Annotated in this window: 25 protein-coding genes; 11 read left to right on the top strand and 14 right to left on the bottom strand. The window is 73.8% G+C overall.

Features of this window, described 5'->3' with window-relative positions; all coding sequences use genetic code 11:
* Window positions 1–60: 60 nt before the first annotated feature.
* A complete protein-coding gene (locus tag ACU436_RS24115) occupies window positions 61–960 on the bottom strand; it encodes a TetR/AcrR family transcriptional regulator C-terminal domain-containing protein (protein ID WP_459028909.1) in 900 nt (299 codons plus the stop codon).
* A gap of 178 nt (window positions 961–1,138) precedes the next feature.
* On the opposite strand from ACU436_RS24115, the gene ACU436_RS24110 reads away from it, so the two are divergent.
* Window positions 1,139–2,347 carry an FAD-dependent monooxygenase gene (locus ACU436_RS24110; RefSeq protein WP_459028907.1) on the top strand — a complete coding sequence of 403 codons (1,209 nt, stop codon included), beginning with the start codon at window positions 1,139–1,141 and terminating at the stop codon, window positions 2,345–2,347.
* A 1-nt stretch (window position 2,348) separates the two neighbouring features.
* Here ACU436_RS24110 and ACU436_RS24105 read toward each other — a convergent pair whose 3' ends face one another.
* Genes ACU436_RS24105 through ACU436_RS24095 form a run of 3 tightly spaced genes read right to left on the bottom strand, consistent with a single transcriptional unit; the run spans window position 2,349 to window position 4,407 of the window.
* Window positions 2,349–2,561 carry an exodeoxyribonuclease VII small subunit gene (locus tag ACU436_RS24105; RefSeq protein ID WP_459028905.1) on the bottom strand — a complete coding sequence of 71 codons (213 nt, stop codon included), beginning with the start codon at window positions 2,559–2,561 and terminating at the stop codon, window positions 2,349–2,351.
* Window positions 2,558–3,835 (bottom strand): exodeoxyribonuclease VII large subunit, encoded by a 1,278-nt coding sequence (xseA, locus tag ACU436_RS24100; protein ID WP_459028903.1) that lies wholly within the window; start codon window positions 3,833–3,835, stop codon window positions 2,558–2,560. Before xseA ends, ACU436_RS24105 begins: the two co-directional genes overlap by 4 nt.
* On the bottom strand, window positions 3,832–4,407 hold the full coding sequence (locus ACU436_RS24095) for a lipid droplet-associated protein (protein ID WP_459028902.1): 576 nt from the start codon (window positions 4,405–4,407) through the stop codon (window positions 3,832–3,834). The genes xseA and ACU436_RS24095 overlap by 4 nt, the downstream gene beginning before the upstream one ends.
* 125 nt (window positions 4,408–4,532) lie before the next feature.
* Here ACU436_RS24095 and ACU436_RS24090 point away from each other — a divergent pair, with 125 nt between their 5' ends.
* The gene (locus tag ACU436_RS24090; RefSeq protein ID WP_459028900.1) at window positions 4,533–5,489 is read left to right on the top strand and encodes a 4-hydroxy-3-methylbut-2-enyl diphosphate reductase; all 957 of its coding nucleotides are present in this window, start codon (window positions 4,533–4,535) and stop codon (window positions 5,487–5,489) included.
* Here the strand turns inward: ACU436_RS24090 and ACU436_RS24085 are convergent.
* The 4 genes from ACU436_RS24085 to ACU436_RS24070 all read right to left on the bottom strand — a co-directional run bounded on the left by ACU436_RS24085 (window position 5,440) and on the right by ACU436_RS24070 (window position 9,844).
* Window positions 5,440–6,144 (bottom strand): DUF6542 domain-containing protein, encoded by a 705-nt coding sequence (locus tag ACU436_RS24085; protein WP_459028898.1) that lies wholly within the window; start codon window positions 6,142–6,144, stop codon window positions 5,440–5,442. The two genes, ACU436_RS24090 and ACU436_RS24085, sit on opposite strands and share 50 nt — an antisense overlap.
* Window positions 6,141–7,679, bottom strand: coding sequence for a DNA recombination protein RmuC (locus tag ACU436_RS24080; protein WP_459028896.1), 1,539 nt, complete (start codon window positions 7,677–7,679; stop codon window positions 6,141–6,143). Before ACU436_RS24080 ends, ACU436_RS24085 begins: the two co-directional genes overlap by 4 nt.
* Window positions 7,680–7,847: 168 nt before the next feature.
* Window positions 7,848–8,351 carry a methylated-DNA--[protein]-cysteine S-methyltransferase gene (locus ACU436_RS24075; protein WP_459028894.1) on the bottom strand — a complete coding sequence of 168 codons (504 nt, stop codon included), beginning with the start codon at window positions 8,349–8,351 and terminating at the stop codon, window positions 7,848–7,850.
* Complete coding sequence (locus tag ACU436_RS24070) at window positions 8,348–9,844, bottom strand: AlkA N-terminal domain-containing protein (RefSeq protein WP_459028892.1); 1,497 nt, start codon at window positions 9,842–9,844, stop codon at window positions 8,348–8,350. The genes ACU436_RS24075 and ACU436_RS24070 overlap by 4 nt, the downstream gene beginning before the upstream one ends.
* 121 nt (window positions 9,845–9,965) lie before the next feature.
* Here ACU436_RS24070 and ACU436_RS24065 point away from each other — a divergent pair, with 121 nt between their 5' ends.
* The 3 genes from ACU436_RS24065 (at window position 9,966) to ACU436_RS24055 (ending at window position 12,404) form a co-directional block, all read left to right on the top strand.
* Complete coding sequence (locus ACU436_RS24065) at window positions 9,966–10,238, top strand: hypothetical protein (RefSeq protein ID WP_459028890.1); 273 nt, start codon at window positions 9,966–9,968, stop codon at window positions 10,236–10,238.
* 67 nt (window positions 10,239–10,305) lie between these two features.
* Complete coding sequence (locus tag ACU436_RS24060) at window positions 10,306–11,760, top strand: sensor histidine kinase (RefSeq protein ID WP_459028888.1); 1,455 nt, start codon at window positions 10,306–10,308, stop codon at window positions 11,758–11,760.
* Window positions 11,745–12,404 (top strand): response regulator transcription factor, encoded by a 660-nt coding sequence (locus tag ACU436_RS24055; protein ID WP_459029110.1) that lies wholly within the window; start codon window positions 11,745–11,747, stop codon window positions 12,402–12,404. The genes ACU436_RS24060 and ACU436_RS24055 overlap by 16 nt, the downstream gene beginning before the upstream one ends.
* 274 nt (window positions 12,405–12,678) lie before the next feature.
* Here the strand turns inward: ACU436_RS24055 and ACU436_RS24050 are convergent, their stop codons facing one another.
* The 4 genes from ACU436_RS24050 to ACU436_RS24035 all read right to left on the bottom strand — a co-directional run bounded on the left by ACU436_RS24050 (window position 12,679) and on the right by ACU436_RS24035 (window position 15,526).
* On the bottom strand, window positions 12,679–13,098 hold the full coding sequence (locus ACU436_RS24050) for a hypothetical protein (RefSeq protein WP_459028886.1): 420 nt from the start codon (window positions 13,096–13,098) through the stop codon (window positions 12,679–12,681).
* Between the two features lie 150 nt (window positions 13,099–13,248).
* On the bottom strand, window positions 13,249–13,536 hold the full coding sequence (locus ACU436_RS24045; protein ID WP_459028884.1) for a hypothetical protein: 288 nt from the start codon (window positions 13,534–13,536) through the stop codon (window positions 13,249–13,251).
* An 87-nt stretch (window positions 13,537–13,623) separates the two neighbouring features.
* A complete protein-coding gene (locus ACU436_RS24040; RefSeq protein ID WP_459028882.1) occupies window positions 13,624–14,832 on the bottom strand; it encodes a phosphotransferase family protein in 1,209 nt (402 codons plus the stop codon).
* Window positions 14,750–15,526 (bottom strand): DedA family protein, encoded by a 777-nt coding sequence (locus ACU436_RS24035; protein ID WP_459028880.1) that lies wholly within the window; start codon window positions 15,524–15,526, stop codon window positions 14,750–14,752. The genes ACU436_RS24040 and ACU436_RS24035 overlap by 83 nt, the downstream gene beginning before the upstream one ends.
* Window positions 15,527–15,686: 160 nt before the next feature.
* On the opposite strand from ACU436_RS24035, the gene ACU436_RS24030 reads away from it, so the two are divergent.
* From ACU436_RS24030 to ychF, 3 genes are read left to right on the top strand one after another with little or no spacing between them, the layout of a single operon-like run.
* Window positions 15,687–16,901 carry a sensor histidine kinase gene (locus tag ACU436_RS24030; protein WP_459028878.1) on the top strand — a complete coding sequence of 405 codons (1,215 nt, stop codon included), beginning with the start codon at window positions 15,687–15,689 and terminating at the stop codon, window positions 16,899–16,901.
* Entirely contained in the window at window positions 16,853–17,497 is a 645-nt protein-coding gene (locus tag ACU436_RS24025) for a LuxR C-terminal-related transcriptional regulator (protein WP_459029108.1), read from the top strand. The genes ACU436_RS24030 and ACU436_RS24025 overlap by 49 nt, the downstream gene beginning before the upstream one ends.
* Before the next feature lie 21 nt (window positions 17,498–17,518).
* Window positions 17,519–18,592, top strand: a complete 1,074-nt coding sequence (gene ychF / locus ACU436_RS24020; protein WP_459028876.1) for a redox-regulated ATPase YchF — start codon at window positions 17,519–17,521, stop codon at window positions 18,590–18,592.
* A 29-nt stretch (window positions 18,593–18,621) separates the two neighbouring features.
* On the opposite strand, the gene ACU436_RS24015 is transcribed toward ychF, so the two are convergent.
* Entirely contained in the window at window positions 18,622–19,455 is an 834-nt protein-coding gene (locus tag ACU436_RS24015) for an SCO6745 family protein (RefSeq protein WP_459028874.1), read from the bottom strand.
* Window positions 19,456–19,662: 207 nt separating this feature from the next.
* Here ACU436_RS24015 and ACU436_RS24010 point away from each other — a divergent pair, with 207 nt between their 5' ends.
* Both ACU436_RS24010 and ACU436_RS24005 read left to right on the top strand, forming a co-directional pair.
* Window positions 19,663–19,944: a type II toxin-antitoxin system RelE/ParE family toxin gene (locus ACU436_RS24010; protein WP_459028872.1), complete on the top strand. Its 282-nt coding sequence runs from the start codon at window positions 19,663–19,665 to the stop codon at window positions 19,942–19,944.
* A 13-nt stretch (window positions 19,945–19,957) separates the two neighbouring features.
* Window positions 19,958–20,251, top strand: coding sequence for a HigA family addiction module antitoxin (locus ACU436_RS24005; protein ID WP_459028870.1), 294 nt, complete (start codon window positions 19,958–19,960; stop codon window positions 20,249–20,251).
* A 36-nt stretch (window positions 20,252–20,287) separates the two neighbouring features.
* On the opposite strand, the gene ACU436_RS24000 is transcribed toward ACU436_RS24005, so the two are convergent.
* On the bottom strand, window positions 20,288–21,712 hold the full coding sequence (locus tag ACU436_RS24000; protein ID WP_459028868.1) for an FAD-dependent monooxygenase: 1,425 nt from the start codon (window positions 21,710–21,712) through the stop codon (window positions 20,288–20,290).
* Between the two features lie 94 nt (window positions 21,713–21,806).
* On the opposite strand from ACU436_RS24000, the gene ACU436_RS23995 reads away from it, so the two are divergent.
* A complete protein-coding gene (locus tag ACU436_RS23995; protein ID WP_459028866.1) occupies window positions 21,807–22,391 on the top strand; it encodes a TetR/AcrR family transcriptional regulator C-terminal domain-containing protein in 585 nt (194 codons plus the stop codon).
* The last annotated feature ends 10 nt before the right edge of the window (window positions 22,392–22,401 follow it).

The following is a 22,401-nucleotide window of genomic DNA, read 5'->3' as shown; positions in this document are numbered from 1 at the left end:
TGTCTCGGCGCCCGGGCGGGGTGATCGGGAACGACCCCGATCCCGCCCCTGGATCTCGGGTCAGGGGAGTGCCCCGCGCAGGCCGTCGAGCAGGCAGCTCAGGCCGAGCTCGAACAGGGCGTCCAGGTCGAGGTCGAAGTCGAGCGCGAAGAGCCGCGTGACGTTCGGGAAGCCGCCGTCCGCGGCGAGGGACGTGATCGTCTGCATGTGCATGTCCATCCACTGGTCCGCCGTCAGCCCGCTCTCGGCCTCGGCCTGTGCCTCCGACTCGAGGTTCACCGCCATACCCCGCACGTAGTTGAACAGCAGGAGGTGCACCGTGAACGCCGTGGTCGTGTCCAGCCCGTGTCCGTGGAGGGCACCGAGCGCCCACTCGGTGTAGGCGAGTGCGCTCGGGACGGGCTGGGGCCGGGTGAGTGACATCGCCGCCGCGAGCCAGGGGTGGCGCCGGAACACGGCCCACTCGAGCCGGGCGGCGATCTCCAGCGCGGTGCGCCAGTCCGACGGAGCCTGCGCGGGCAGCGGTTCCTCGCCGAATGCACGGTCGATCATGAGCGTGACCAGGTCGTCCTTGCCGCTGACGTGCTGGTAGAGCGACATCGTGGCGATGCCGAGCTCCGCGGCGACCCGCCGCATCGACAGCGTCGCGAGTCCTTCGGCGTCGGCGATGGTGACCGCGGCGCGGACGACGTCGTCGCGTGCCGCGTTCGACGTGGTGCGGCGGCGGGCGGGGCGCACGCTGCCCGGCCGCGCGGCGACGATCGTGCCGACCCCGCGCACCGACCGCAACACGCCCTCGTCCTGCAGGAGGGAGAGCGCCCGGGTGGCGGTGGCCATCGCCACCCCCCACTGACGGGTGAGCTCCCGGGTGGACGGGACGCGGTCGCCGGGGCCGAACTCGCCCGCGGCGATGCGCGCGCGGAGGTCGGCGGCGATGCGCGTGGACGTGGTGTCGGTCACTTCCGGTACCTCCGGGCGGTTGGTGCACTAGTACAGCGACACCGGGTCCGGTGCCCTTCGGGAGCGTAGTGCACTAGTGCTCTAGCGGAAAATGCGCTGGTAAGCTCCACGAACCTGTTGCATGCGGTGTTTGTACGCCGTACGGTCCGTCTCGACGCAAACCGAAGGGAGTCGTACGGTGCACGACAAGGATGTGCTGATCTCAGGTGCGGGAGTCGCCGGCCCGGCCCTCGCCCACTGGCTGGTCCGCGCCGGCTACCGGCCCACCGTCGTGGAGCGGGCCCCGGCACCGCGCCCCGGCGGGCAGACGGTCGACCTGCGCGGCGCCGGGCGCACCGTCGTCGAGCGGATGGGCCTGATGCCGGCCGTCCGCGAGGTCACCGTCGAGGAGCGCGGCGTCGCCTACGTCGACACGACGGGCCGGCAGCGGGCGCAGATGTCCGCCGAGGCCTTCGGCGGCGAGGGGATGGTCGCGGAGATCGAGGTGATGCGCGGCGACCTCGCCCAGGTCCTCCTCGACGCCACCCGGGACGGTGTCGAGTACCGCTACGACGACGCCGTCGCCGGGATCGAGCAGGACGAGGACGGCGTCACGGTGCGGTTCCGGCGGGCGCCCGCGCGCCGCTTCGGGCTGGTCGTGGGCGCGGACGGGCTGCACTCCGGGGTCCGGGCACTGGCCTTCGGGCCGGAGGAGGAGTTCGTCCGGCCGCTGGGGTGCGTCACGGCGTTCTGCACCGTGCCGGACCGGTACGGGCTCGACGGGTGGATGCGGATGTACAACGCCCCCAAGACCATGCTCGCGCTGCGCCCGGACCGGGTTCCCGGCCAGGTCAAGGCGCTGATGGCGCTCCGCACGCCGCCCTCGGGCATCCACCGGCGCGACCCCGCCGCGCAGCGCGAGCTCCTCACGCGCACGTTCAGCGGCATCGGGTGGGTGGCCGACCAGGTGGTCGCCGACCTGCAGGGCAGCACCGACCTGGTCGTCGAGGAGCTCGGCCAGACCCGCATGGACTCGTGGTCGTCGGGGCGGGTCGTGCTGCTCGGTGACGCCGCATGGTGCCCGTCACCGCTGACCGGCCTCGGCACCAGCACCGCGCTGGTGGGCGCGTACGTGCTGGCCGGCGAGCTGGCTCGGGCCGGGGGCGATCACCGGGCGGCCTTCGCCGCGTACGAGCGCGTGCTGCGGCCCTACATCGCCCAGGCCCAGGAGCTCCCGCCCGGCGGGGTCAACGGCTTCGTGCCGTCCTCGCGGGCCGCGATCGCGTTCTTCACGGGGATGCTCCGGTGGATGGACCGCTGGCCGCTGCGGAACCTGCTCGCCGCCCAGTTCGGCAAGGCCGACGCGATCGAGCTCCCCGACTACGACGAGGCGCCCGCACCGGCGTGAGTCAGTCGGCGGCCTCGTCCAGCACCTTCTGCACCCGTTCCCGGGCACCGGCCAGCTGCTCCTCGCAGCGGCGGGCCAGCGCCTCGCCGCGCTCCCACAGCGCCACGGACTCGTCGAGGCCGAGGTTGCCCGCCTCCAGGGCGCGCACCACCTCGGCGAGCTCGTCGCGGGCCTGCTCGTAGCCCAGCCCGTCGACGGCGGGGCGTTCACTCATGGGGTGCTCGCCTTCTTCTTGGTTCGCGCGCTGCTCCGCCTCGCCACGGGCTCGCCGACCGTGGCGGCCACCGCGCCGTCGGCCACCCGGATCCGCAGGCGGTCACCCGGCCCGACCTCGTCGACCGAGCGCAGCAGCGGCAGCGGGCCGGTGCCGTCGTCGGGCACCCGCTGCACGACGGCGTAGCCGCGGGCGAGGGTGGCGGCCGGGCCGAGGGTCGACAGCCGGGCGCGGACGTGCTCGAGGTCGTGGGTGCGCCGGTCCAGCCCGCGCTCCACGCAGGCGCGCGTCGCGTCGCGCAGCCGCCCGACCTCGACGGCGCGGGTGTCGAGGGCGCGCAGCGGCTCGGCCAGCACCGGACGGCCGCGCAGCGCCGACAGCAGCCGCTCCTCGCGATCCACCCAGCCGGCGAGGGCCCGTCGGGCCCGGTCGCGCAGGCCGGCGATCCGGGCGGTCTCCTCCGCGATGTCGGGTACGAGCCTGCGGCCGGCCTCGGTGGGCGTGGAGCAGCGCACGTCGGCGACGTGGTCGACGAGCGGCGTGTCCGGCTCGTGCCCGATCGCCGAGGCCACGGGGGTGCGGCAGTCGGCGACGGCCCGGCACAGCGTCTCGTCGGAGAACGGCAGCAGGTCCTCGACGCTGCCGCCGCCGCGGGCGAGGACGATGACGTCCACGTCGGGGTCGCGGTCGAGCACGCCGAGGGCCTCGACGATCTGCGGTACGGCGAGGGCCCCCTGCACCGCGACCGGCTCGATCCGGAACCGCACCGCGGGCCAGCGGGCCTGCGCGTTCGTAACGACGTCGTGCTCGGCGGCCGACGCTCGGCCCGTGACCAGCCCGATGCACCGTGGCAGGAACGGCGGGCGGCGCTTGCGCGCGGGGTCGAACAGGCCTTCGGCGGCCAGCAGCCGGCGCAGCCGCTCGATGCGGGCGAGCAGCTCACCGATGCCGACGGCGCGGATGTCGTCGACGCGGAGGGAGAGGGTGCCGCGGCCGAGGAAGAACGACGGCTTTCCGTGCACCACGACGCGGTTGCCCTCCGCCACCGCGGGGCCGCCGTCCCGGACCAGGCCGATCGGCGCGGTGAGCTGCAGCGAGACGTCGGCCGCGGGGTCGCGCAGCACGAGGAACGCCGTGCCGGTGCCGGCCCGGGCCGTGACCTGTGCGAGCTGGCCCTCCACCCACACCGCGCCCAGCCGGTCGACCCACTCGGCGATCTTGCGGGCCACCGTGCGCACCGGCCACGGCTGCTCCGGCGAGGTCGGAGCACTCACCCTTCGGTGACCGTGGTGATCCGGTTGGAGAGCATCGTGACGAACGGCGCCCGGTTCTCGTGCCTCGTCTCCCACTCGAGCAGGGCGCGCAGGTCGTCGGGGGACAGGTGGCGCAGCCGCCCCCGCAGCTGCGGGATCGTCAGCTCCTGGTAGCCGGGAAGGGCGTTCGGCCCGGACGCCTCGGGTTCCGCGGGTCCGGTGCGCTCCGGCGGGTGGCCCTCGGCTGCGGCCGGCCCGACGGCGGCGTCGGCGGGTGGTTCCGGCTCGGGCCGGCCGTGCGGGCGCAGCTCGGTGACGGCGGCGGCGCCGTTGTCGGAAGCGAGCGTCTCGTCGTCGTCGTCGAACGTGGCCCAGCCGGGTCGCTCCTCGACGGGCCGGAGCGTGCCCAGCGCCTGGTCGCCCTTGATCGCCAGCTCCGTGACCTTCTGCTGCACCCGCATGGATGCCTGCAGGGCCTGGCTGACGGCGGTGACGGGCAGCTCGACCACGAGGCGCGGCAGGTCCCGGGCCTGTTCCACGGCGGACGCGACGAGGCCGGCGGCGACGCGGACCGGCAGCGGCAGCGGACTCATGCCCCCAGTCTCCCCCGCGGTGGCCCCCTCACAAGCCGCGGGGCCCGCGCCGTTCGTCGGGAATGTGGCAGTGCGCTTCGTCGCGGTGGCGCCGGGCACGGGTGGTGCGTCCGTAGGGTGGGGGCATGTCCGTTGCCACGAAGCGCGTCCTGCTGGCCGCGCCGCGCGGGTACTGCGCAGGCGTCGACCGGGCCGTCGAGGCCGTCGAGCAGGCGCTCGAGCAGCACGGCCCGCCGGTCTACGTGCGCAAGCAGATCGTGCACAACGTGCACGTCGTCGAGACGCTCACCGAGCGCGGCGCGATCTTCGTGGACGAGGCCGACGAGGTGCCGGAGGGTGCGCTCGTCGTGTTCTCCGCGCACGGCGTGTCGCCCGCGGTGCGGGACCAGGCGAAGGACCGGGCGCTGCGCACGATCGACGCCACCTGCCCGCTGGTCACCAAGGTCCACGGCGAGGCCAAGCGCTTCGCCCGAGAGGACTACGACATCCTCCTGGTGGGCCACCACGGGCACGAGGAGGTCGAGGGCACCTCCGGCGAGGCTCCCGAACACATCCAGCTCGTGGAGACCGCCGCCGACGTCGCGAGCGTCACCGTCCGCGACCCGGAGAAGGTCGTGTGGCTCTCGCAGACCACGCTGTCGGTCGACGAGACGATGGAGACGGTGCGGGCGCTGCGCGAGCGGTTCCCCGCGCTGCAGAACCCGCCGAGCGACGACATCTGCTATGCCACGCAGAACCGGCAGGTGGCGGTGAAGGCGATGGCGCGCCACTGCGACCTCGTACTCGTCGTCGGCTCCAAGAACTCCTCGAATTCGGTGCGGCTCGTCGAGGTGGCGCTCACCGCGGGCGCCGGGGCCGGGCACCTCATCGACTACGCCCGCGAGATCGACGACGCCTGGCTCGAGGGTGTCACCACGATCGGGCTCACGAGCGGCGCGTCGGTGCCCGAGGTGCTCGTGCGCGGCGTGCTCGACCACCTCGCCGAGCGTGGCTGGGGGTCGGTGGAGGAGGTCACCACCGCCGAGGAGACCCTCACGTTCTCGCTGCCTCGCGAGCTCCGCCCCGCTCGTTCGGGGCGTTGACGGGCCGCTGGAGCACCACCCGCAGCAGGCCCAGCACCAGCACGATCCCGGTGGCCCACGCCATCACCGGGAACGCGTTGACCAGCGGCGCCCCGATCACGAGCAGCTGCTCGGCCACTCCCTGACCGGGGCGCGGCGGGCCCGCGGCGAGCACCACCACCGGCACGGCGGCGGCCACGAGGAGCGGCGGCTGGACCATCGGTCCGAAGAGGCCGCTGCGGCGTACCCAGGCCACCGCCAGCACACAGCCGGCGATGTGGCAGATCGTGAACACGGTGCTGAGGTTGCCCAATCGTGTCAGATCGACGAGAACTCCGGCCGCGGTGAGCGCGGCGGCGAGGCCGACCGCCGCGATCGGGGGCACGCCGAGCACGGTGGGCAGCACCGAGCGGTCGGCCATCGACCAGCGGCCGCTCGGGCCCCGGTCCGGCTCCGGGCGCTCGCGGGAAGCGGGCTTGCTCACCGGCTTCCCGGGCTTGGTCGAGGGACGGCGCGCCGAACGGGTCGGCTTCGCCGGCTCGTCCGCGGGCCGGGCGCCCGTGCGCGCCTTCGCCGGTCGGCCCGACGCACCGGACCGCGGCCGGGAGGCACCGCCGCGCCCGGGCTCGGCGGGTGGGCGGCGTCGAGGAGGGCGCTCACCGGCCGGATCGGTCATCCTGTGACGGTAGCTCGCGACTCACCGCGTTCGTCGCTGCCAGGGCGGTCACCCGGCCGGTCGACCCGGTTCAGCTCGTGCAGCGCGATCAGTGAGTCGGCGGCCGACGCCACCAGCTCGGGCGCGGAGACGGTCCGCGGGGCCCGCTCGACCTGAGCCGGCTCGTCGATGTCGCCGTCGGCCGCGCCCAGGTCGGTCATCTTGCGCGCCGTGACCAGCACCCGCGCCTCGAGCGAGGACACCGTCTGGTTGTAGCTCGACACCGCCGAGTCGAGGCTGCGGCCCAGCTTGGCGACGTGCGTTCCCATCGTCGCGAGCCTGCTGTGCAGCTCCTTCCCCAGCTGGTGCACCTGCGCGGCGTTGCGCGCGAGCGCCTCCTGCCGCCACGTGTACGCGACGGTGCGCAGCAACGCGATGAGCGTGGTCGGGGTGGCGATGACGACGTTGTTCGAGAACGAGTGCTCCAGGAGCGCCGGGTCGGACTGCAGGGCGGCCTCCAGGAACGGGTCGCCCGGCACGAACAGCACCACGAACTCCGGCGACGGCTGGAACGCGGCCCAGTAGCTCTTCGCGCTGAGCGCGTCGACGTGCTGGCGCAGCTGGCGGGCGTGGGCGGCGAGGCGCTCGCGGTGGACCTCGGGGTCGCGGCTCTCGACGGCCTCCAGGTACGCGGCGAACGGGACCTTCGCGTCCACGACCACCTGCTTGTCGCCGGCGAGGTGCACCACCAGGTCGGGGCGCACACCGCCGTCCTCGCCCCGGCCGACGACCTGAGTGGAGAAGTCGCAGTGCTCGACCATCCCGGCGAGCTGGACGATGCGCTCCAGCTGCAGCTCGCCCCAGCGGCCCCGCACCTGCGGCGCCCGCAGCGCGTTGACCAGCTGCTTCGTCTCGTCCTGCAGCCGTTCCGAGCTGGTGCGCATCGCGGTGACCTGCTCGCGCAACCCCGCGTAGGCCGACTCCCGCTCCTTCTCGACGGTGCGCAGCTGGCCCTCCACGCGCTGCAGCGTGGCGGCCACCGGGTCGAGCAGCTTGCCGATGGCCTGGGCACGCGCGGTGGCGTCGCCGTCGGCCTTCGCGGCCAGCGCCGCCGTCGCCTCCTTGATCCGGCCTTCGGCCAGCGCGACGAACTGCTCGTTGTTGCGGGCCAGCGCGTCGGCGGACAGTGCCTGGAACGCCTGCTTCAGCTCGGCGTCGCGCCGGGTGAGCAGGGCCTCCCGCTGCGCGCCCGCCTCGCGCTCGCTGCGCAGCGCCGCGGCCGCGGCCGCCGACCCCGCCTCGGCCTGCCGGAGCCGGTCGACGACGACGTCGTGCGAGGCGGTCAGCTCGTCGAGCCGCTGCACGAGCCCGGCCCGCTCCGCGCGCAGCCCGGCCGCATCGGCCCGCAGCATCGCGGTGGCGTCGGCGGTGGCCCGCGCGGCCTCGGCCGCGGAGAGCCGGGCCCGGGACGTCAGGAGGAACCACACGGCCCCCGCGCCCAGCGCTGCGCCCACGATCATGCCGATGAGCAGCACGGATACGGATGCGGTGTCCATCCGACCAGCGTCACGGACAGGACTGTCGATCGAGGGGAGGCACGCGGAGCGGGGGCCGATCGATCGCCGAACGGTCGAACGAACGGTCGAGGCGGAGCGTCCCGGAGAGGTTCAGGAAAGCCACATTCATGAACCGCCAGTACATGAATGTGGCTTTCCTGAACTTGCTCAGATCTGGGCAGCCTCGTGGGTCAGGAGCTCCCGCTTGACCTCCACACCCCAGCGGAAGCCGCCCAGCGTGCCGTCGGTGCGCAGCACCCGGTGACACGGGACGAACAGGGCCACCGCGTTGCGGGCGCAGGCCGACGCCGCGGCGCGTACCGCGGCCGGGCGACCGGACTTGGCGGCGTACTCGGTGTAGGTGACGGGTGCGCCTGCCGGCACCGTCCGCAGCACGTCCCAGGCGTGCTCGAGGAACTCGCCCGACCGCTGCCGGACGCGCACCTCGTCGATCGCGGAGAGTTCGCCGTCGTGGTAGCGGACGATCGCGTCGGCCACGGGGCCGAGGTCACCCTCCACGAGCTCGGTGGGCCGCAGCGTCGGGTGGACCTGTGGCATCAGTTCGTCGAGGTCGCTCGTCCAGCCGGAGGCCAGCACGGCCCCGTCCTCGTCGACGACGGCGGTGAAGGGGCCGATCTTGGTGTCGACCGTGGCCCAGGTTGCGGTGGTCATGACGTCCTCCCGTTCGAGGTGGTGACGGGCATCGCCCGCCAGAGGTGGGTGGCGGCGTAGGAGCGCCACGGCGCCCAGCCGGTGGCCCGGGCCGTCAGACCGGCGAGGTCGGACGGGAGCCCGAGCGCGGCGGCGCCGCGGCGCACGCCGAGGTCGGTGGCGAGCAGCTCGTCGGGGTCGCCGATGAGCCGCATCGCGAGGTAGCCCGCTGTCCACGGCCCGATGCCGGGGAGCGCGCAGAGCGTGGCCCGCAGCTCGGCAGCGTCACAGCCGGGGTCGAGCACGAGCGAGCCGTCGGCCACGGCGCCGGCGAGCCCGAGGACCGTCGCGATCCGCCGCTGCGGTCCGGTGAGGACCTCCGCACCCCGCTCGGCGATCGCCTCCGGGGTGGGGAAGAGCAGGTCGGGGCCGTCGCCGGCCAGGCCGGGCGGGAGCCGCTCGCCGAGCGCGGCGGCGAGCCGGCTCGCCGCGGTGCGGGCCGCGGCCACCGAGACCTGCTGGCCCAGCACCGCCCGCAGCGCGGTCTCGACGCCGTCGACGGTGCCCGGAAGCCGGATCCCGGGCACCGTCGCGACGGCCGTCGCGAGGTCCGGGTCGGCGCCCAGAGCGGCGTCGACGGCCTCCGGGTCGGCGTCGAGGTCGAGGAGCCTGCGCAGCCGGGCGACCGCGGGGCCGAGGTCGCGCGGGTCCGCGAGCCGCAGCGTGGCGACGACGTGCCCGTTGCGCGGCATCGGCATCAGGTCGAGCGCCACCGTCGCCGCGCCGTGCGGCAGCCGCAGCGTGCGCCGGTACGTGCCGTCCTCGACCGACTCGATGCCGTCGAGTGCCCGGGCGGCGAAGAACGAGATCAGACCGTCCGCGTCGAACGGCCGGCGGTAGGGCAGCCGCAGGACCAGCGTCCCGGCGACGGCGGGCGCGGCACCGCCGCGCCGGCCGGCCTCCGCGCGCAGGGTCGTCGGCGGCACGCCGTAGACCTCGCGGACCGTGTCGTTGAACTGCCGCACGCTCGCGAAGCCGGACGCGAACGCGATGTCGGCCATCCCGAGCGGGGTGGTCTCGACGAGCAGGCGCGCGGTGTGAGCGCGGTGTGCCCGCGCGAGCGCGAGCGGACCGGCCCCGAGCTCGGCGGTGAGCACCCGGTTGAGGTGCCGTTCCGAGTAGCCGAGCCGGGCCGCGAGCCCGGGCACGCCCAGCCGCTCGACGACGCCGTCGGAGATGAGGCGCATCGCCCGGGCGGCGAGGTCGGCCCGCAGGTTCCAGTCCGGCGAGCCCGGCACGGCATCGGGCTGGCAACGCCGGCACGCGCGGTAGCCGCGCTGCTGCGCCGCGCCCGCCGTGGGCAGGAACTCGACGTTGTGCCGCTTCGGCGTGACCGCGGGGCACGACGGCCGGCAGTAGATGCCGGTGGTGCGCACAGCCGTGATGAAGTGCCCGTCGAAGCGGGAGTCGCGCGAGGCGAGGGCGCGGTAGCAACGTTCCTGGTCGAGCAGCACGACTATGACTCTGCCACGCACAACGGACCCCGACTGGCGGAAATCGGACGCTGCCACCGGATGAGAACCCTCTCATCCGGCTCTCATCCGCGGGTCACCCGCGAAACCCAGGATCGGGGCCGTGCGCCTCCCGCTGATCATCGCGACGGCCGTGCTGCTCGTCGTCGGCGTCCTCGCGGGGGCCGTCGCGCTGGGCTCCGCCGCGGACACCGGGCCGCCGCCCGTCGAACCGATCACGGTCCAGGCGCCGGCCGCGCCACCGGCGCCCCCACCGGCCCCGGCGGAACCGGCCCCGCGCGACCACGAGGGCTACGTCGCCCCGCCCCCACCCGTCGACGACGACGACGATGACGACGACGGCGGCGACGACGACGGCCCGGATGACGACGACTGATCCCCGCGTCGGCGAGGATGTGGTCGAACCGCGCAGCCACCCCTCGCCCGCAAGGACCGCGACCCGGATGCCCTCGACGCCCGACCCGCCGCCCGCGCGGTGGCGTGTGACCCGGGCCCGCACCCGGATCATCGGGTGGGTCCTGCTGCTCGTGCTGCTCGCGCTCGCCGTCGTCACGCTCGTGACGTGGCGGCTGCTGATCCAGGCCACCGACCAGCGGATGGGTGAGGCACTGCGCTTCGAGGTCGACGAGTTCGCCGGGCACACGGCCACCGGGATCAACCCGCGCACCGGGCAGCCGTTCCGCACCGTCGACGAGGTGATCGGCGAGGCGATCGCGTACAACGTGGCCCGCCCGAACGAGAAGTTCCTCGGCTATGTCGACGGCGTCTACCGCACCCAGAGCCGGCAGGAGCCCGGCACGCCCGAGATGCTCGCCGGCGACCCGGCGTTCGCCGCGCTGGTGGCCTCCGTCGACGTCCCGCGCTCCGGCACCTACGAGAGCCCGGCCGCGGGCGAGGTGAACTACCTCGCGATCCCGGTGACGCTCGTGGGCCATCCGGCCCGCGGCGTGATCGTGGCGGCCTACCTCGCCGACGCCGAGCGCGCCGCCGCGAACACCGCCGCCCAGCTCATGCTCGGTGTCGGCGGCGTCACGGTGCTGGGCGCCGGCGCGGCGGCGTGGCTGGTGGCCGGGCGCATCCTGCGGCCGCTGCGCGACGTCGCCGACACCGCTCGCACGATCACCGACACCGACCTGTCCCGCCGCATCCCGGACGCGGAGGAGCCGGACGAGCTCGGCGATCTCGTCCGCACCGTCAACGCCATGCTCGACCGGGTCGAGTCGGGCGTCGCCGCCCAGCGGCGGTTCGCCGACGACGCGGGTCACGAGCTGCGCACGCCGATCACGATCGTGCGGGGCCACCTGGAGGTCCTCGACCCGGCCGACCCCGACGACGTGCGGGCCACCGTCGCGCTCGTCGACGACGAGCTGGGCCGGATGAACCGGATGGTGTCGGACCTGCTCCTGCTCGCCCGCTCCGAGCAGCCGTCGTTCCTGCACGTCGAACCCGTGGACGTCGCCGCGCTCACCGCGGACATCGTGGACAAGGTCGAGCGGCTCGGCGACCGGGAGTGGGTGCTCGAGACCACCGCCCCCGTCGACGCCCGGCTCGACCCGCAGCGCATCACGCAGGCCGTCGTCGCCCTCGCCGACAACGCATGCCGCCACACCGGCCCCGGCGACCGGATCGCGCTGGGCTCGCAGCTCGCCGGCGGCCGGCTGCGGTTCTGGGTGTCCGACACCGGCGCGGGCGTCGACGCCGCCGACCGCGACCGCATCTTCGAACGGTTCTCCCGTGGCTCGACCGCGCGCCGTTCGGAGGGCGCCGGGCTCGGGCTGTCGATCGTGCGGGCCATCGCCGTCGCGCACGGCGGGCAGGTGCTGCTGGACAGCGTGCCGGGGCGGGGGGCGACGTTCACCGTGGAGATCCCCGCACTGGAGGCATCGTGCGGATCCTGATCGCGGAGGACGAGCCGCGGATCGCCGCGTTCGTCGAGAAGGGGCTGTCGGCGAACGGGTTCGCCGTCACCGTGGTGGGCGACGGGCCGTCGGCCCGCGACTACGCGATGACCGGCGGCTTCGACCTGATGGTGCTGGACATCGGGCTGCCCGGCCTCGACGGGTTCGCGGTGCTGCGCTCGTTGCGGGAGGACGGCTGCCCCATCCCCGTGATCGTGCTGACCGCGCGCGACAGCGTCCAGGACACCGTCGCGGGCCTCGAAGGCGGCGCCGACGACTACATGCCCAAGCCGTTCCGGTTCGAGGAGCTGCTCGCCCGCGTCCGGCTCCGGCTGGCCTCGCAGCGGACGCCGGAGCTCACGGTGCTCGCGCACGGCGACCTGCAGCTGGACCTGCGCACCCGGCGCGCCCACGTCGACGGCCGCACGGTGGACCTCTCGGCCCGCGAGTTCGCCCTCGTCGAGACGTTCCTGCGCCACCCGGGCCAGGTGCTCACCCGGGAGCAGCTGCTCAGCCACGTGTGGGGGTACGACTTCGATCCCGGGTCGAACGTGGTGGACGTCTACGTCCGCTACCTGCGCCGCAAGCTCGGCGCGGAGCGCATCGTCACCGTGCGGGGGATGGGGTACCGGCTGGACGGCTAGGTCCGAACTCGGGGAACTGCGTTCCGGCCGATCCCCAGCAACTAGCGGTGTTCGAGCCGAAAGACGGGGATGCGACGGCCGCTCGACGTCGTCATGGCGCGGTAGTCGCGCCACCCGGCGTAAACCTGCTCGGCGAGCGCGAACAGACGCGCGTACTCATCGGGATCGGTGACCTCGCTCGCCGAGAATCGCTCGCCGCCGAGTTCGCATTCTGGGTGTGTGATGAGGTTGTACTACCAATGCGGGTGTCTCGCCCCGAGGTCGGTCGGCCCGATCAGTTGGAGCGGCAGATCGGGCCGCGGATTCGCCCGTCGTCGCAGGCGTCGCGGATCTCGTCACGCAGGTCGTCCCACCGGTCGTCGTCGCCGGCCCGCCGCTCGGCGCGCGTGCGGGCCTCCTCGGCCTTGGTGCGGGCCTGCTGCTCGACCAGTGCGGCGGCCCGGTCGCGAGCCGGTGCGAGGGCGAGGTCGGCGATCTGCGCGCCGGTGATCCCGGGGCCTGCGGACACCGCGGGCTCGGCAGGTGCGGGCGCCTGTTGCTGGTCTGCGGCCGAGGTGATCTCCGGGACCGGCACGGCGGCTTCCTCGGCGTCCGCGGGCATCAACAGCACGGCGCCGCTGCTCGCGGCCACCATGCCGATGGCCGAGGCCACGAGCACGAGTCGGGGCGGGAACCGCACGTCGACCCCCTTCATTCCGGCAGCAGCTCCACTCAGACCATCGAGCCGGCTCCGCCCGCGTTATCCGCGTTCCGCGAATGGCCGAGCGGGTGCGATGAGCGGTGAAGAGCGGGGCACGAGGGCCGGCCGTCGCGGCACGGCCGCACGCACCCCGCCCACTGCACGTCAGTCGTCGTCGGGCGTGTCGTCGTCCGGGGTGTCGTCGTCGGCCGTGTGGTCGTCGGGACTGTCGTACGGCGACTCGGCGGAGTCGACCGGGCTCTCGAACGGGGAGTCCGCGGACTCGGGGGAGAGGTCGGCGGCGAGCGGCGCCCCGGCGGTGTCGGCGGCCGAGACGGGGACCGGCTGCGGCGACGCGGCACGCACGCCCTCGTCTGCCGCCGCGATGCCGGCGCCGGCGACGCCGAGGCCGGTGAGGGCCGCCCCGATGGTGAGGATCTTCCAGGTGGACATGTGACGCTCCTTCGAAGTGCTCGGCTGGACGTGGTCCACGTTCGCGGTGGCCGGTGAGGCCCGTGGGAGAGCCGGATGAGGCCGCTCTCATCCGGTGGCCCACTGCTCGGCCAGCCGCAGGCGGGCCCGTGTGTGCTGCGCCCACCGGGCGTGCTGCACCCGGAACGGCCCGGTGGCGAGGCCCAGCACGGCCGCGGCGACCCGTGGGCGCAGCTCGGACGGGGCGAACCGGCCCTCGGCGTGGGCGAGCACCCGGGCGCCGTAGCGCCGCGCGGCCGTGGTGCCGTGCAGCGCGAGCACGGATAGGTGGGCCAGCAGCGTGGCCCATTCGTCGATGCGGTGTCCCGGGCCCGCGGTGTCGACGTCGACCAGCCCGCTGATGCGCTGCTCGCGGCAGAGCAGTTGACCGTCGTAGAAGTCGCCGTGCACCGCGACATCCGGATGCGATCCCGGATCGGTCCGCGTCAGCCGTGTGGCGAGCGCGTCGAGCGGGGCCCGCTCGGTCTCCCCGGTGACGGCGGTGGCGGCGAGCACCGCCGTGAAGTGCCCCACGCGCTCCAGGTGGGTGCGCCTGCGGGGTAGCCGGAGGAGGTGGGCCGGGAGGGCGTCGAGGAGCTGGTCGAGGTCGGCCGGCGCCGGTACCGGGAGCTCGCGGGACAGGTGTGACCGCAGTGAAGCGCCCGGGCGCTCGCTGAGGACGAGCATCCCGTCGCCGGTGCCGGCGAGCGGGCGCGGCACGGGTACGTGCGCGGCGAGCAGGTCGTGCCGTTCGCGCAGTGCTGCGGCGGCCCGTGGCCGGACCACCTTGATGAAGATCCGCGGCCCACCTCCCTCGACCTCGAGCACCGCTCGCCGCCCGGGCCGGTAGGCCCGTATCCGGATCCGGGTGATGCCGCCCCGCGGTAGCCCGGCAGCGCGCAGCGCCGCGGTGAGCCGGAGGGGATCGGCCGCCGTGGCCAGCGCGGGCAACGCCGGGTCCTGCGGCCAGCGCCAGACACCGACCTGGACGCCGTGTCCGGCGAGCACCGCGGCGCCCTCCGGGATCCGGTCGCCGGTGGTGGCGGCGAACGTCTCCCGGGTGCGGCTGCCGTCGGCGCGCTCGACGTCGGCGGCGTACTGGACGACCGTGGCTCCGCCGGGCTGCACCCCCACCGTGACGACCCGGAGCGCCCGGAGCCGGCTGCGGTAGCCCTCGAGCGCGACGGCGAGCAGCTCAGGGGCTTCGACACCGAGAAGGAGGGACAGGGGCGCGGGCCATGACGGGTGGCTCGACACGTGGTTGGGGGCGAGGGTCACCGGCCCAGGCTGGTGGCGCGGGATGCCCGCGAGATGAGGCGTGGATGAGAGGCCCCTCATCCACCGTGGCGCCCGGCCGTCCGGACGGGGACCTCCGCCGCTGGCAGCGCGACCGGAGCACCAGCACGACGACCAGGAGCGCGACGAACGCAACGGGGACCCATGCCGCGGACGTGAGGACGAGCGCCCCGATGCGGTTGCCGAGCAGGACGATCGTGGCGGCCCATGCGCTGCCCGACACGATCAGCGACGGCCCGGCGATCCGATAGGGCACGCCCGCCGCCCCTGCCACGCGCGGCATCACCGGCCGCGCCGCGGCCGCCCAGTGACCACAGGCCAGCAGCAGCGTGGTGGCCGGCCCTTGCCGCTGCGCGAGCCATGCGCTCGCCTGCGCGGCACGTGGCTCCGCCAGCCGGCGCAGCGGACCGGGCAGCCTGGCGACGGGCGGCCCTGCGCGGCCGCGCCACCACCCGAGGTGGGCTCCGGCGACGGTGCCCAGCGCGCTCGCGGCGATGGCGGGCACCAGCGCGTGCGGCGCGGTGAGCGACCACAGTCCGAGTGCGACGAGCAGCGTGCTGCCCGGTAGGGCCATGCCGACGAGCGTGCCGCTCTCGACGACCAGAACCGCGCAGGAGACGGCCAGCACGACGGGCGCCGACCAGCCCGCGGCCGCGTGGAGCAGCGCGGTCAGCACGGCGGCGGGAAGGGGCGGGGGATCACGAATGCCACGCTTCCGGGCGGCCGGATGATGCACGATGGGGCTGGACCCCGGATCGACCCGGGCCCCAGCCCCCCGTCAGGGGTAGGCCTAGACCTACTGCGGCCGACCCGAACGATCGTGAAAACTGGTCCGCGTGAAGCGTCGACTACGCGAGTGGCCGATCGCGGCCGTCCGCCTGGCCGGCGCGGTCGGCACCGCATTGGTGGCCGCCGTCCTGCTGCTCACGCAGCTGGTCGGGCTGATGCTGGTGCCGCTGTTCGGGGTCGGCCTCCCGGTCGTCGCAGGCGCGCTCGGCGCCACCCGTGCGCTCGCCGACGTGCACCGGACGGTCGCGGGCCAGGTGCTCGGCGCCGACCTGGCCGTCGCGTACCGCACCGACCCCGGGCCCACGTGGCGCGAGCTCGCGGCGTGCCTGCGCGACCCGCAGACGGGCCGCGACATGATCTGGCTCGCCCTGCACGCCGTCGCGGGCACGCTCGTGGCGGCGTTCGCCTCGGTTCTGGTGGACGTCCTCGCCGGGGTGTTCGCCGGCGGCGTGGGTCCGTTCGCGATCTTCACGCTCCCCGCGCTCGTCGTACTCGCCGTCGTGTGGTGGACGGTGCCGTGGATCGTGCGCGCGCTGGCGCTGCTCGTGCGTGCGCTGCTCTCGCCGGCTGGTAGCGCCCTCGCGACGAGGGTGGAGCAGCTCACGGAGTCCCGCGCGGCCACCGTCGACGCGCAGGCCGCTGAACTGCGCCGGATCGAGCGCGACCTGCACGACGGCGCACAGGCGCGCCTCGCGGCTGTCGGGATGACGCTCGGCCTGGCCGCACAGTCCTTGCGGAGCGACCCCGATCGCGCCGCCACGTTGCTCGAGGAGGCCAGGGCCGACGCCGGGCACGCTCTGGCGGAGCTGCGCGACCTCGTCCGGGGCATCCACCCACCGGTGCTCGCCGACCGCGGGCTGCCCGGTGGGCTCGAGGCGGCCGCCTTGCTGTGCCCGGTGCCGGTCGCTGTCGCCATCGACCTTCCCGCGCGACCCCATGCCCCGGTCGAGTCCGCCTTGTACTTCGCCTCGGCCGAAGCGCTCGCGAACGTCGGTCGGCACGCCCAGGCCACCCGGGCATGGCTGCGCGCCGGCTATGCGGGCGGCCGGATCATGATCGTCGTCGGCGATGACGGCCACGGGGGTGCCGACCCCCGCCGGGGCACCGGGTTGCGCGGCATCGAGCGCCGGCTGGCCGCCTTCGACGGCACCGTGTCCGTCAGGAGTCCACCGGGTGGGCCCACCGAGATCACGATGGAGCTGCCGTGCGACCTCTGCGCACCGTCATCGCCGAGGACCACGTCCTCCTCCGCGACGGCCTGATCCGGCTGCTCATCGCCAACGGCTTCGACGTGGTCGAGGCGGTCGACAACGGCCCGGTGCTGCGGCAGGCGCTGCTGCGCCACCGGCCGGACGTCGCGGTCGTCGACGTGCGGCTGCCACCCACGTTCACCGACGAGGGGCTCGTCGCGGTGCTCGCCGCGCGCCGGGAGGTGCCGGGGTTGCCGGTGCTCGTGCTCTCGCAGTACGTCGAGCAGCTCTACGCGCGCGAGCTGCTGGCCGACCACGCAGGCGGTGTCGGGTACCTGCTCAAGGACCGTGTCGGCAACGTCGAGGAGTTCGTGGCGGCGGTCCGGCGGGTGGCCGGCGGGGGCACCGCGATGGACGCCGAGGTCGTCGGGCAGCTGGTGGGGCGCCGGTCCACCCCGCTGGCCGCGCTCACCGCGCGCGAGCGCGAGGTGCTGGAGCTCGTCGCCGAGGGGCGCTCCAACGCCGCCGTGGCCGCGGCGCTGTTCGTCACCGAGAAGGCGGTGGGCAAGCACATCAGCAGCATCTTCGGCAAGCTCGACCTCGCGCCGTCCGACGACGACAACCGCCGCGTCCGGGCCGTGCTCGCGTACCTGCAGGCCGTGAGCTGACCGCGACTACCCTGGAGCCCCGTGTCACTCACCCTCGGCATCGTCGGCCTGCCCAACGTCGGCAAGTCGACGCTGTTCAACGCCCTCACCCGCAACGACGTGCTCGCCGCGAACTACCCGTTCGCGACGATCGAGCCGAACGTGGGGGTGGTGCCGCTGCCCGACCCGCGCCTGGACGTCCTCGCGCGCATGTTCGCGTCGGCGCGCACCGTGCCGGCCACCGTGTCGTTCGTCGACATCGCGGGCATCGTGAAGGGCGCGTCCGAGGGGGCGGGGCTGGGCAACAAGTTCCTCGCGAACATCCGCGAGTCGGACGCGATCTGCCAGGTCGTGCGCGTGTTCGACGACCCCGACGTCGTACACGTCGAGGGCCGCATCGACGCTGCGGGCGACATCGAGACGATCTCCACCGAGCTGATCCTCGCCGATCTCCAGACCCTGGAGAAGGTCGTTCCGCGCCTGCAGAAGGAGGCGCGCACCCACAAGGACCGGCGCCCTGCGCTGGAGGCTGCGGAGCAGGCCGTCGAGATCCTGAACGGGGGCACCACGCTGTTCGCGGCCGGTGTCGACCGCGAACCGCTGCGCGAGCTCTCGCTGCTCACCACGAAGCCGTTCCTCTACGTGTTCAACGCCGACGAGGCGGTGCTCTCCGACGAGGGCCGGCGCAAGGAGCTCGAGGCACTGGTCGCGCCCGCCGACGCGGTGTTCCTCGACGCCAAGGTCGAGGCCGAGCTGCTGGAGCTGGACGAGGAGTCGTCCCGGGAGCTGCTGGAGTCGATCGGCCAGGAGGAGCCGGGGCTCTACTCACTGGCCCGCGCCGGCTTCCACACCCTCGGCCTGCAGACCTACCTCACCGCCGGCCCCAAGGAGTCGCGCGCCTGGACGATCAAGAAGGGCGCCACCGCCCCGCAGGCCGCCGGCGTGATCCACACCGATTTCGAGCGCGGCTTCATCAAGGCCGAGATCGTGTCCTTCGACGACCTCGTCGAGGCCGGCGCGATGGCGGCGGCCAAGGCCGCCGGCAAGGTCCGAATGGAGGGCAAGGACTACGTCATGGTTGACGGTGACGTGGTGGAGTTCAGGTTCAACGTGTAGTCGAGTTCCGCTTCGACGTCTGTGCGGTGTCATTGCGATCCCGCGGCCACCAGCGTCGCGGTGATGGGTTCGAGCTCGGCGACCAGCTCGTCGAGCTCGGCGAGGGAGAGGGCGTCGTACGGCGGGGCGGCGAGCTCGTCGGTGAGGTCCTCGATGCGTTGCTTGGTCTCGCGACCGGCGTCGGTGAACCGGCCGTCGGAGTCGACGAGCCCGCGCTCGCGCAGCCCCTTCATGACCTCGGCCAGCCGCTTCTTCGGCAGGTGGTGGATGCGCCCGAACGACTCCGGCGGGTGGATGCCCATGTCCAGCGCGGACAGCACGTGGGCCTCCGTGCCGCCGATGCGCTCGCCGAGGAGAGCGGCGACGTGCCCGTCACCGCGGTGCTCGCGCAACATGGTCGCGGAGTGCCACAGCCGGGTGACCGGGTCGCTGGGCACCGGAAGGGCACGCCAGCCGGCGTACATCACCCGACCTTGCGTGGGCGCGCTCGTCGCGGCCTTTGTGGTCAGGTCGGCGGCGCGCGCCAGGCCGGGGGACTCAGCCAGGTCCGCGCCGAGGATCCGCCGCACGGAGGCCGCACTGCCCCGTCGCCACGCGGCGAAGGAGGCCTCCGGCGGGATCGTCTCCCACGCGCTCGGGATGTGCCGCGCAGCCTCCCCCTCGGCGAAGCTGTAGAAGGCCGCGTGCACGACCTGTGCCGGCACCCGTCCCAACGGCGCGGCGCGGCTGGCGAAATAGCCGTCCCAGTAGGTGCGGTGGCCGAGCGCGGCCAGCTCCTCGCCGGACTCGTCGGCGAAGTAGGTGACCAGGCAGATCGGTTCGAGGAGCTCGAACATGCGGCGGCCGGTTCTCGCGGTGGGCATGCCTGATCAGACCAGGCGGGCACCTCGGACTCATCGGTGCCGTCGGGTGGATGCCGGCTGTTCCCCCGCCTGCCCGGGCGCCCGCGACCAGAACCCCGCCGCCGGATGCGGTGCGTGCGCACCCCTGGGAGCGTCATGTCGCGACATCGACGGCCGAGTTCCGATTTGACGTGTGACGTTATTGACGCAACGCGTTATGCTTGATGCGTGATCAGGTCGTTCGGAGACCGGAACACCGAGCGGCTCTGGCAGCGTGAGCGTGTCAGGTCCTTCGACCCCCGGATCCTCCGAACGGTGCTCCGAAAGCTGGGCCACCTCGACGCCGCGGCGAGCCTCGATGATCTCCGGTCGCCACCCGGCAACCGGTTGGAGGCCCTCAAGGGCGACCGTCGGGGTCAGCACAGCATCCGGATCAACGACCAGTGGCGGATCTGCTTCACCTGGACCGACGCCGGCGCCGAAGACGTCGAGATCGTGGAGTACCACTGAGGAGGTGGCTTCGATGGACAAGCTGGTGCCCGTTCACCCGGGCGAGGTCCTCATGGAGGACTTCATCGAGCCGCTCGGGATCACGCAGCACCGGGTCGCGGTGGCGATCGAGGTGCCACCGCGACGCATCAACGAGATCGTGCACGGCAAGCGCCGGATCACGGCCGACACGGCCCTTCGCCTGGCTCGCTACTTCGGTACGACCGATCTCTTCTGGATCAACCTGCAGAACCGTTACGACCTCGAGGTCGAGCGTGATTCGCTGGGTGAGTCGCTGAACCGGATCGAGCCGTTGCGCTCGGCTTGACCTCGTCCGGCGCTCCGCCCACGCTGGACGGGTGCATCAGGCGGCGAGCCAGCCCTCCGCGGTTCCCGTCGTCGATGCCACGTAGCCGTCCGGGCGGATGAGCGCTTGCTCGACGCCGGGCCATGGGAGTTTCGGTACCACGGCCACCGTCACACCCGGCTGGGGTGCCGGTGCCGGCCGGGTCGTCAGGAGCACGAACCGGCCGTCGTGGAACAGGTCGCTGGCGCGGCCGTCCTCCAGGTCGAAATCCGGGAGGCGGGTGCCCGCTGCCGGGTGCGTGCCCGGCGGGGCCGGGTAGCGGACGTCCAGGCCCGAGACCAGGCCCGACAGGTGGCGCTGAACGTCCGGAAGATCGGCCAGCTGCCGGACGAGCGCGCGCAGGGCCCGCTGCTCCGCGGTGGCCGGGATGAGCGCCGACTGGGCGGCCACGTTGTCCAGCACCCCTTCCGCCACCGGGCGGCGCTCCGTCTCGTAGGAGTCCAGGAGGCCCGCGGGCGCCCGGCCGCGCAGCTCCGCCGCCAGCTTCCAGCCCAGGTTCATCGCGTCCTGCACGCCCAGGTTCAGCCCCTGGCCGCCGGACGCGAAGTGGATGTGGGCGGCGTCGCCCGCGAGGAAGACCCGGCCCACCCGGTAGCGCGACGCGAGCCGCGAGTCGTCCGAGAACCGGGACGCCCAGCGGATCTCCTCGATCTCCACATCCGCGCCGTAGTGGTCGCGGACGACCCGGCGCACCTCGTCGTCGGTCACCTTCGCGCGCATGTCGGCGGGACGGCTCAGCCGGTCGCCGTACCCGAGCCGGTACAGGCCGGGAGCGCCCAGCGGGATCAGGCCGCTGAACCCTCCGGCGCCGTGCGACGCGACGAGGTTGCGCATCGACCGCCAGTGCGTCGAGATCCCGGTCGGCGGCACGCGGAAGCGCACGTCCGCCACCACGCCGTAGCCGCGGCCGTCCTCGCCGTCGAACGTGACCGGCAGGCCGCGCCGCACGGCGCTGCGCGCGCCGTCGCACCCGGCGAGGTACGCCGCCCGCACCCGCGTGCCGTCCGCCGTGACCGTCACGCCGGTCCCGTCCTGGGTGAACCCGGTGAGCTCGCGCCCGCGCAGCACCTTGACGCCCTGCTCCGCCAGCCGGTCCTCCAGCGTCGCCTCGACCTCCGCCTGCGTGATGCCCACCTGGTACGGGTGCCGCGTCTCCCAGCCCGCGTAGCTGATCGGGATCGCCGCGAAGTGTCCCTCGGCGACGGTCGCGAACGACCGCTGCTCCGCCCGGCGAAGCAGGCCCCGCAGGTCGAGCACCTCCGCCGTGCGCGGCTGCAGGTTGAGCGCCTTCGACAGCCCGGTCCGCGCGTTCAACCGCTCCAGCACCACGACGTCCGCCCCGGCCAGGGCCAGCTCGTTCGCCAGCATCAGCCCGGTCGGTCCCGCCCCGGCGACGACCACCTCCGCCGTCAGCTCGACCATGCCATCCCCCTTAACGTCGTTAAATTGACCGCGCCCCGAGGATGCCCTTAACATCGTTAAGCTGTCAACCCGGTCCCGTGAGGAGCTCCCGAGAATGGCCCTGAACAGGCAGAACATCGCCCGCGCCGGGCTGAAGCTGCTGAACGAGGTCGGGCTCAACGGGCTCACGCTGCGTCTGATCGCCGCCGACCTCGGGGTCAAGGCGCCCGCCCTGTACTGGCACGTGAAGAACAAGCAGGAACTGCTCGACCAGATGGCGACGCAGATGTTCGTCGACGCCGCGGCGCAGCGCGCGCCGGCGGAGCCGCTGGGGGAGTGGGACCTCCTCGCGCACCGCGCCGGCGCGTTGCGCCGGATGATGCTCGCCTACCGCGACGGCGGGAAGGTCTTCTCCGGGACCTTCATGGGTGAGGAGGGCCTGGCCGGCGAACACCCCCTGCGGCGGTTCATCGAGTCCGGGCTGGACGAGCGGCGCGCGGCGATGGCGCTGTTCACCGTCTACAGCTTCGTCATCGGGTTCACGATCGAGGAGCAGGCCGTGTACCCGGTGCCGGGTGAGCTCGACGAGCGTTACCGGGGGACCTGGGGCGAAGCGGTGTTCCGGGACGTCGACGCGCGGTTCGACGACGGGCTGTCGATGGTCCTCGACGGGGCCCGCCGCTGGCTGGGCGTGGAGTGATCGGCGCCGC

This window comes from Pseudonocardia wallangbongensis (genome assembly GCF_054486945.1).
The sequence above is the reverse complement of the archived record's forward strand: the minus strand, read 5'-3'. Positions and strand labels throughout refer to the sequence as shown.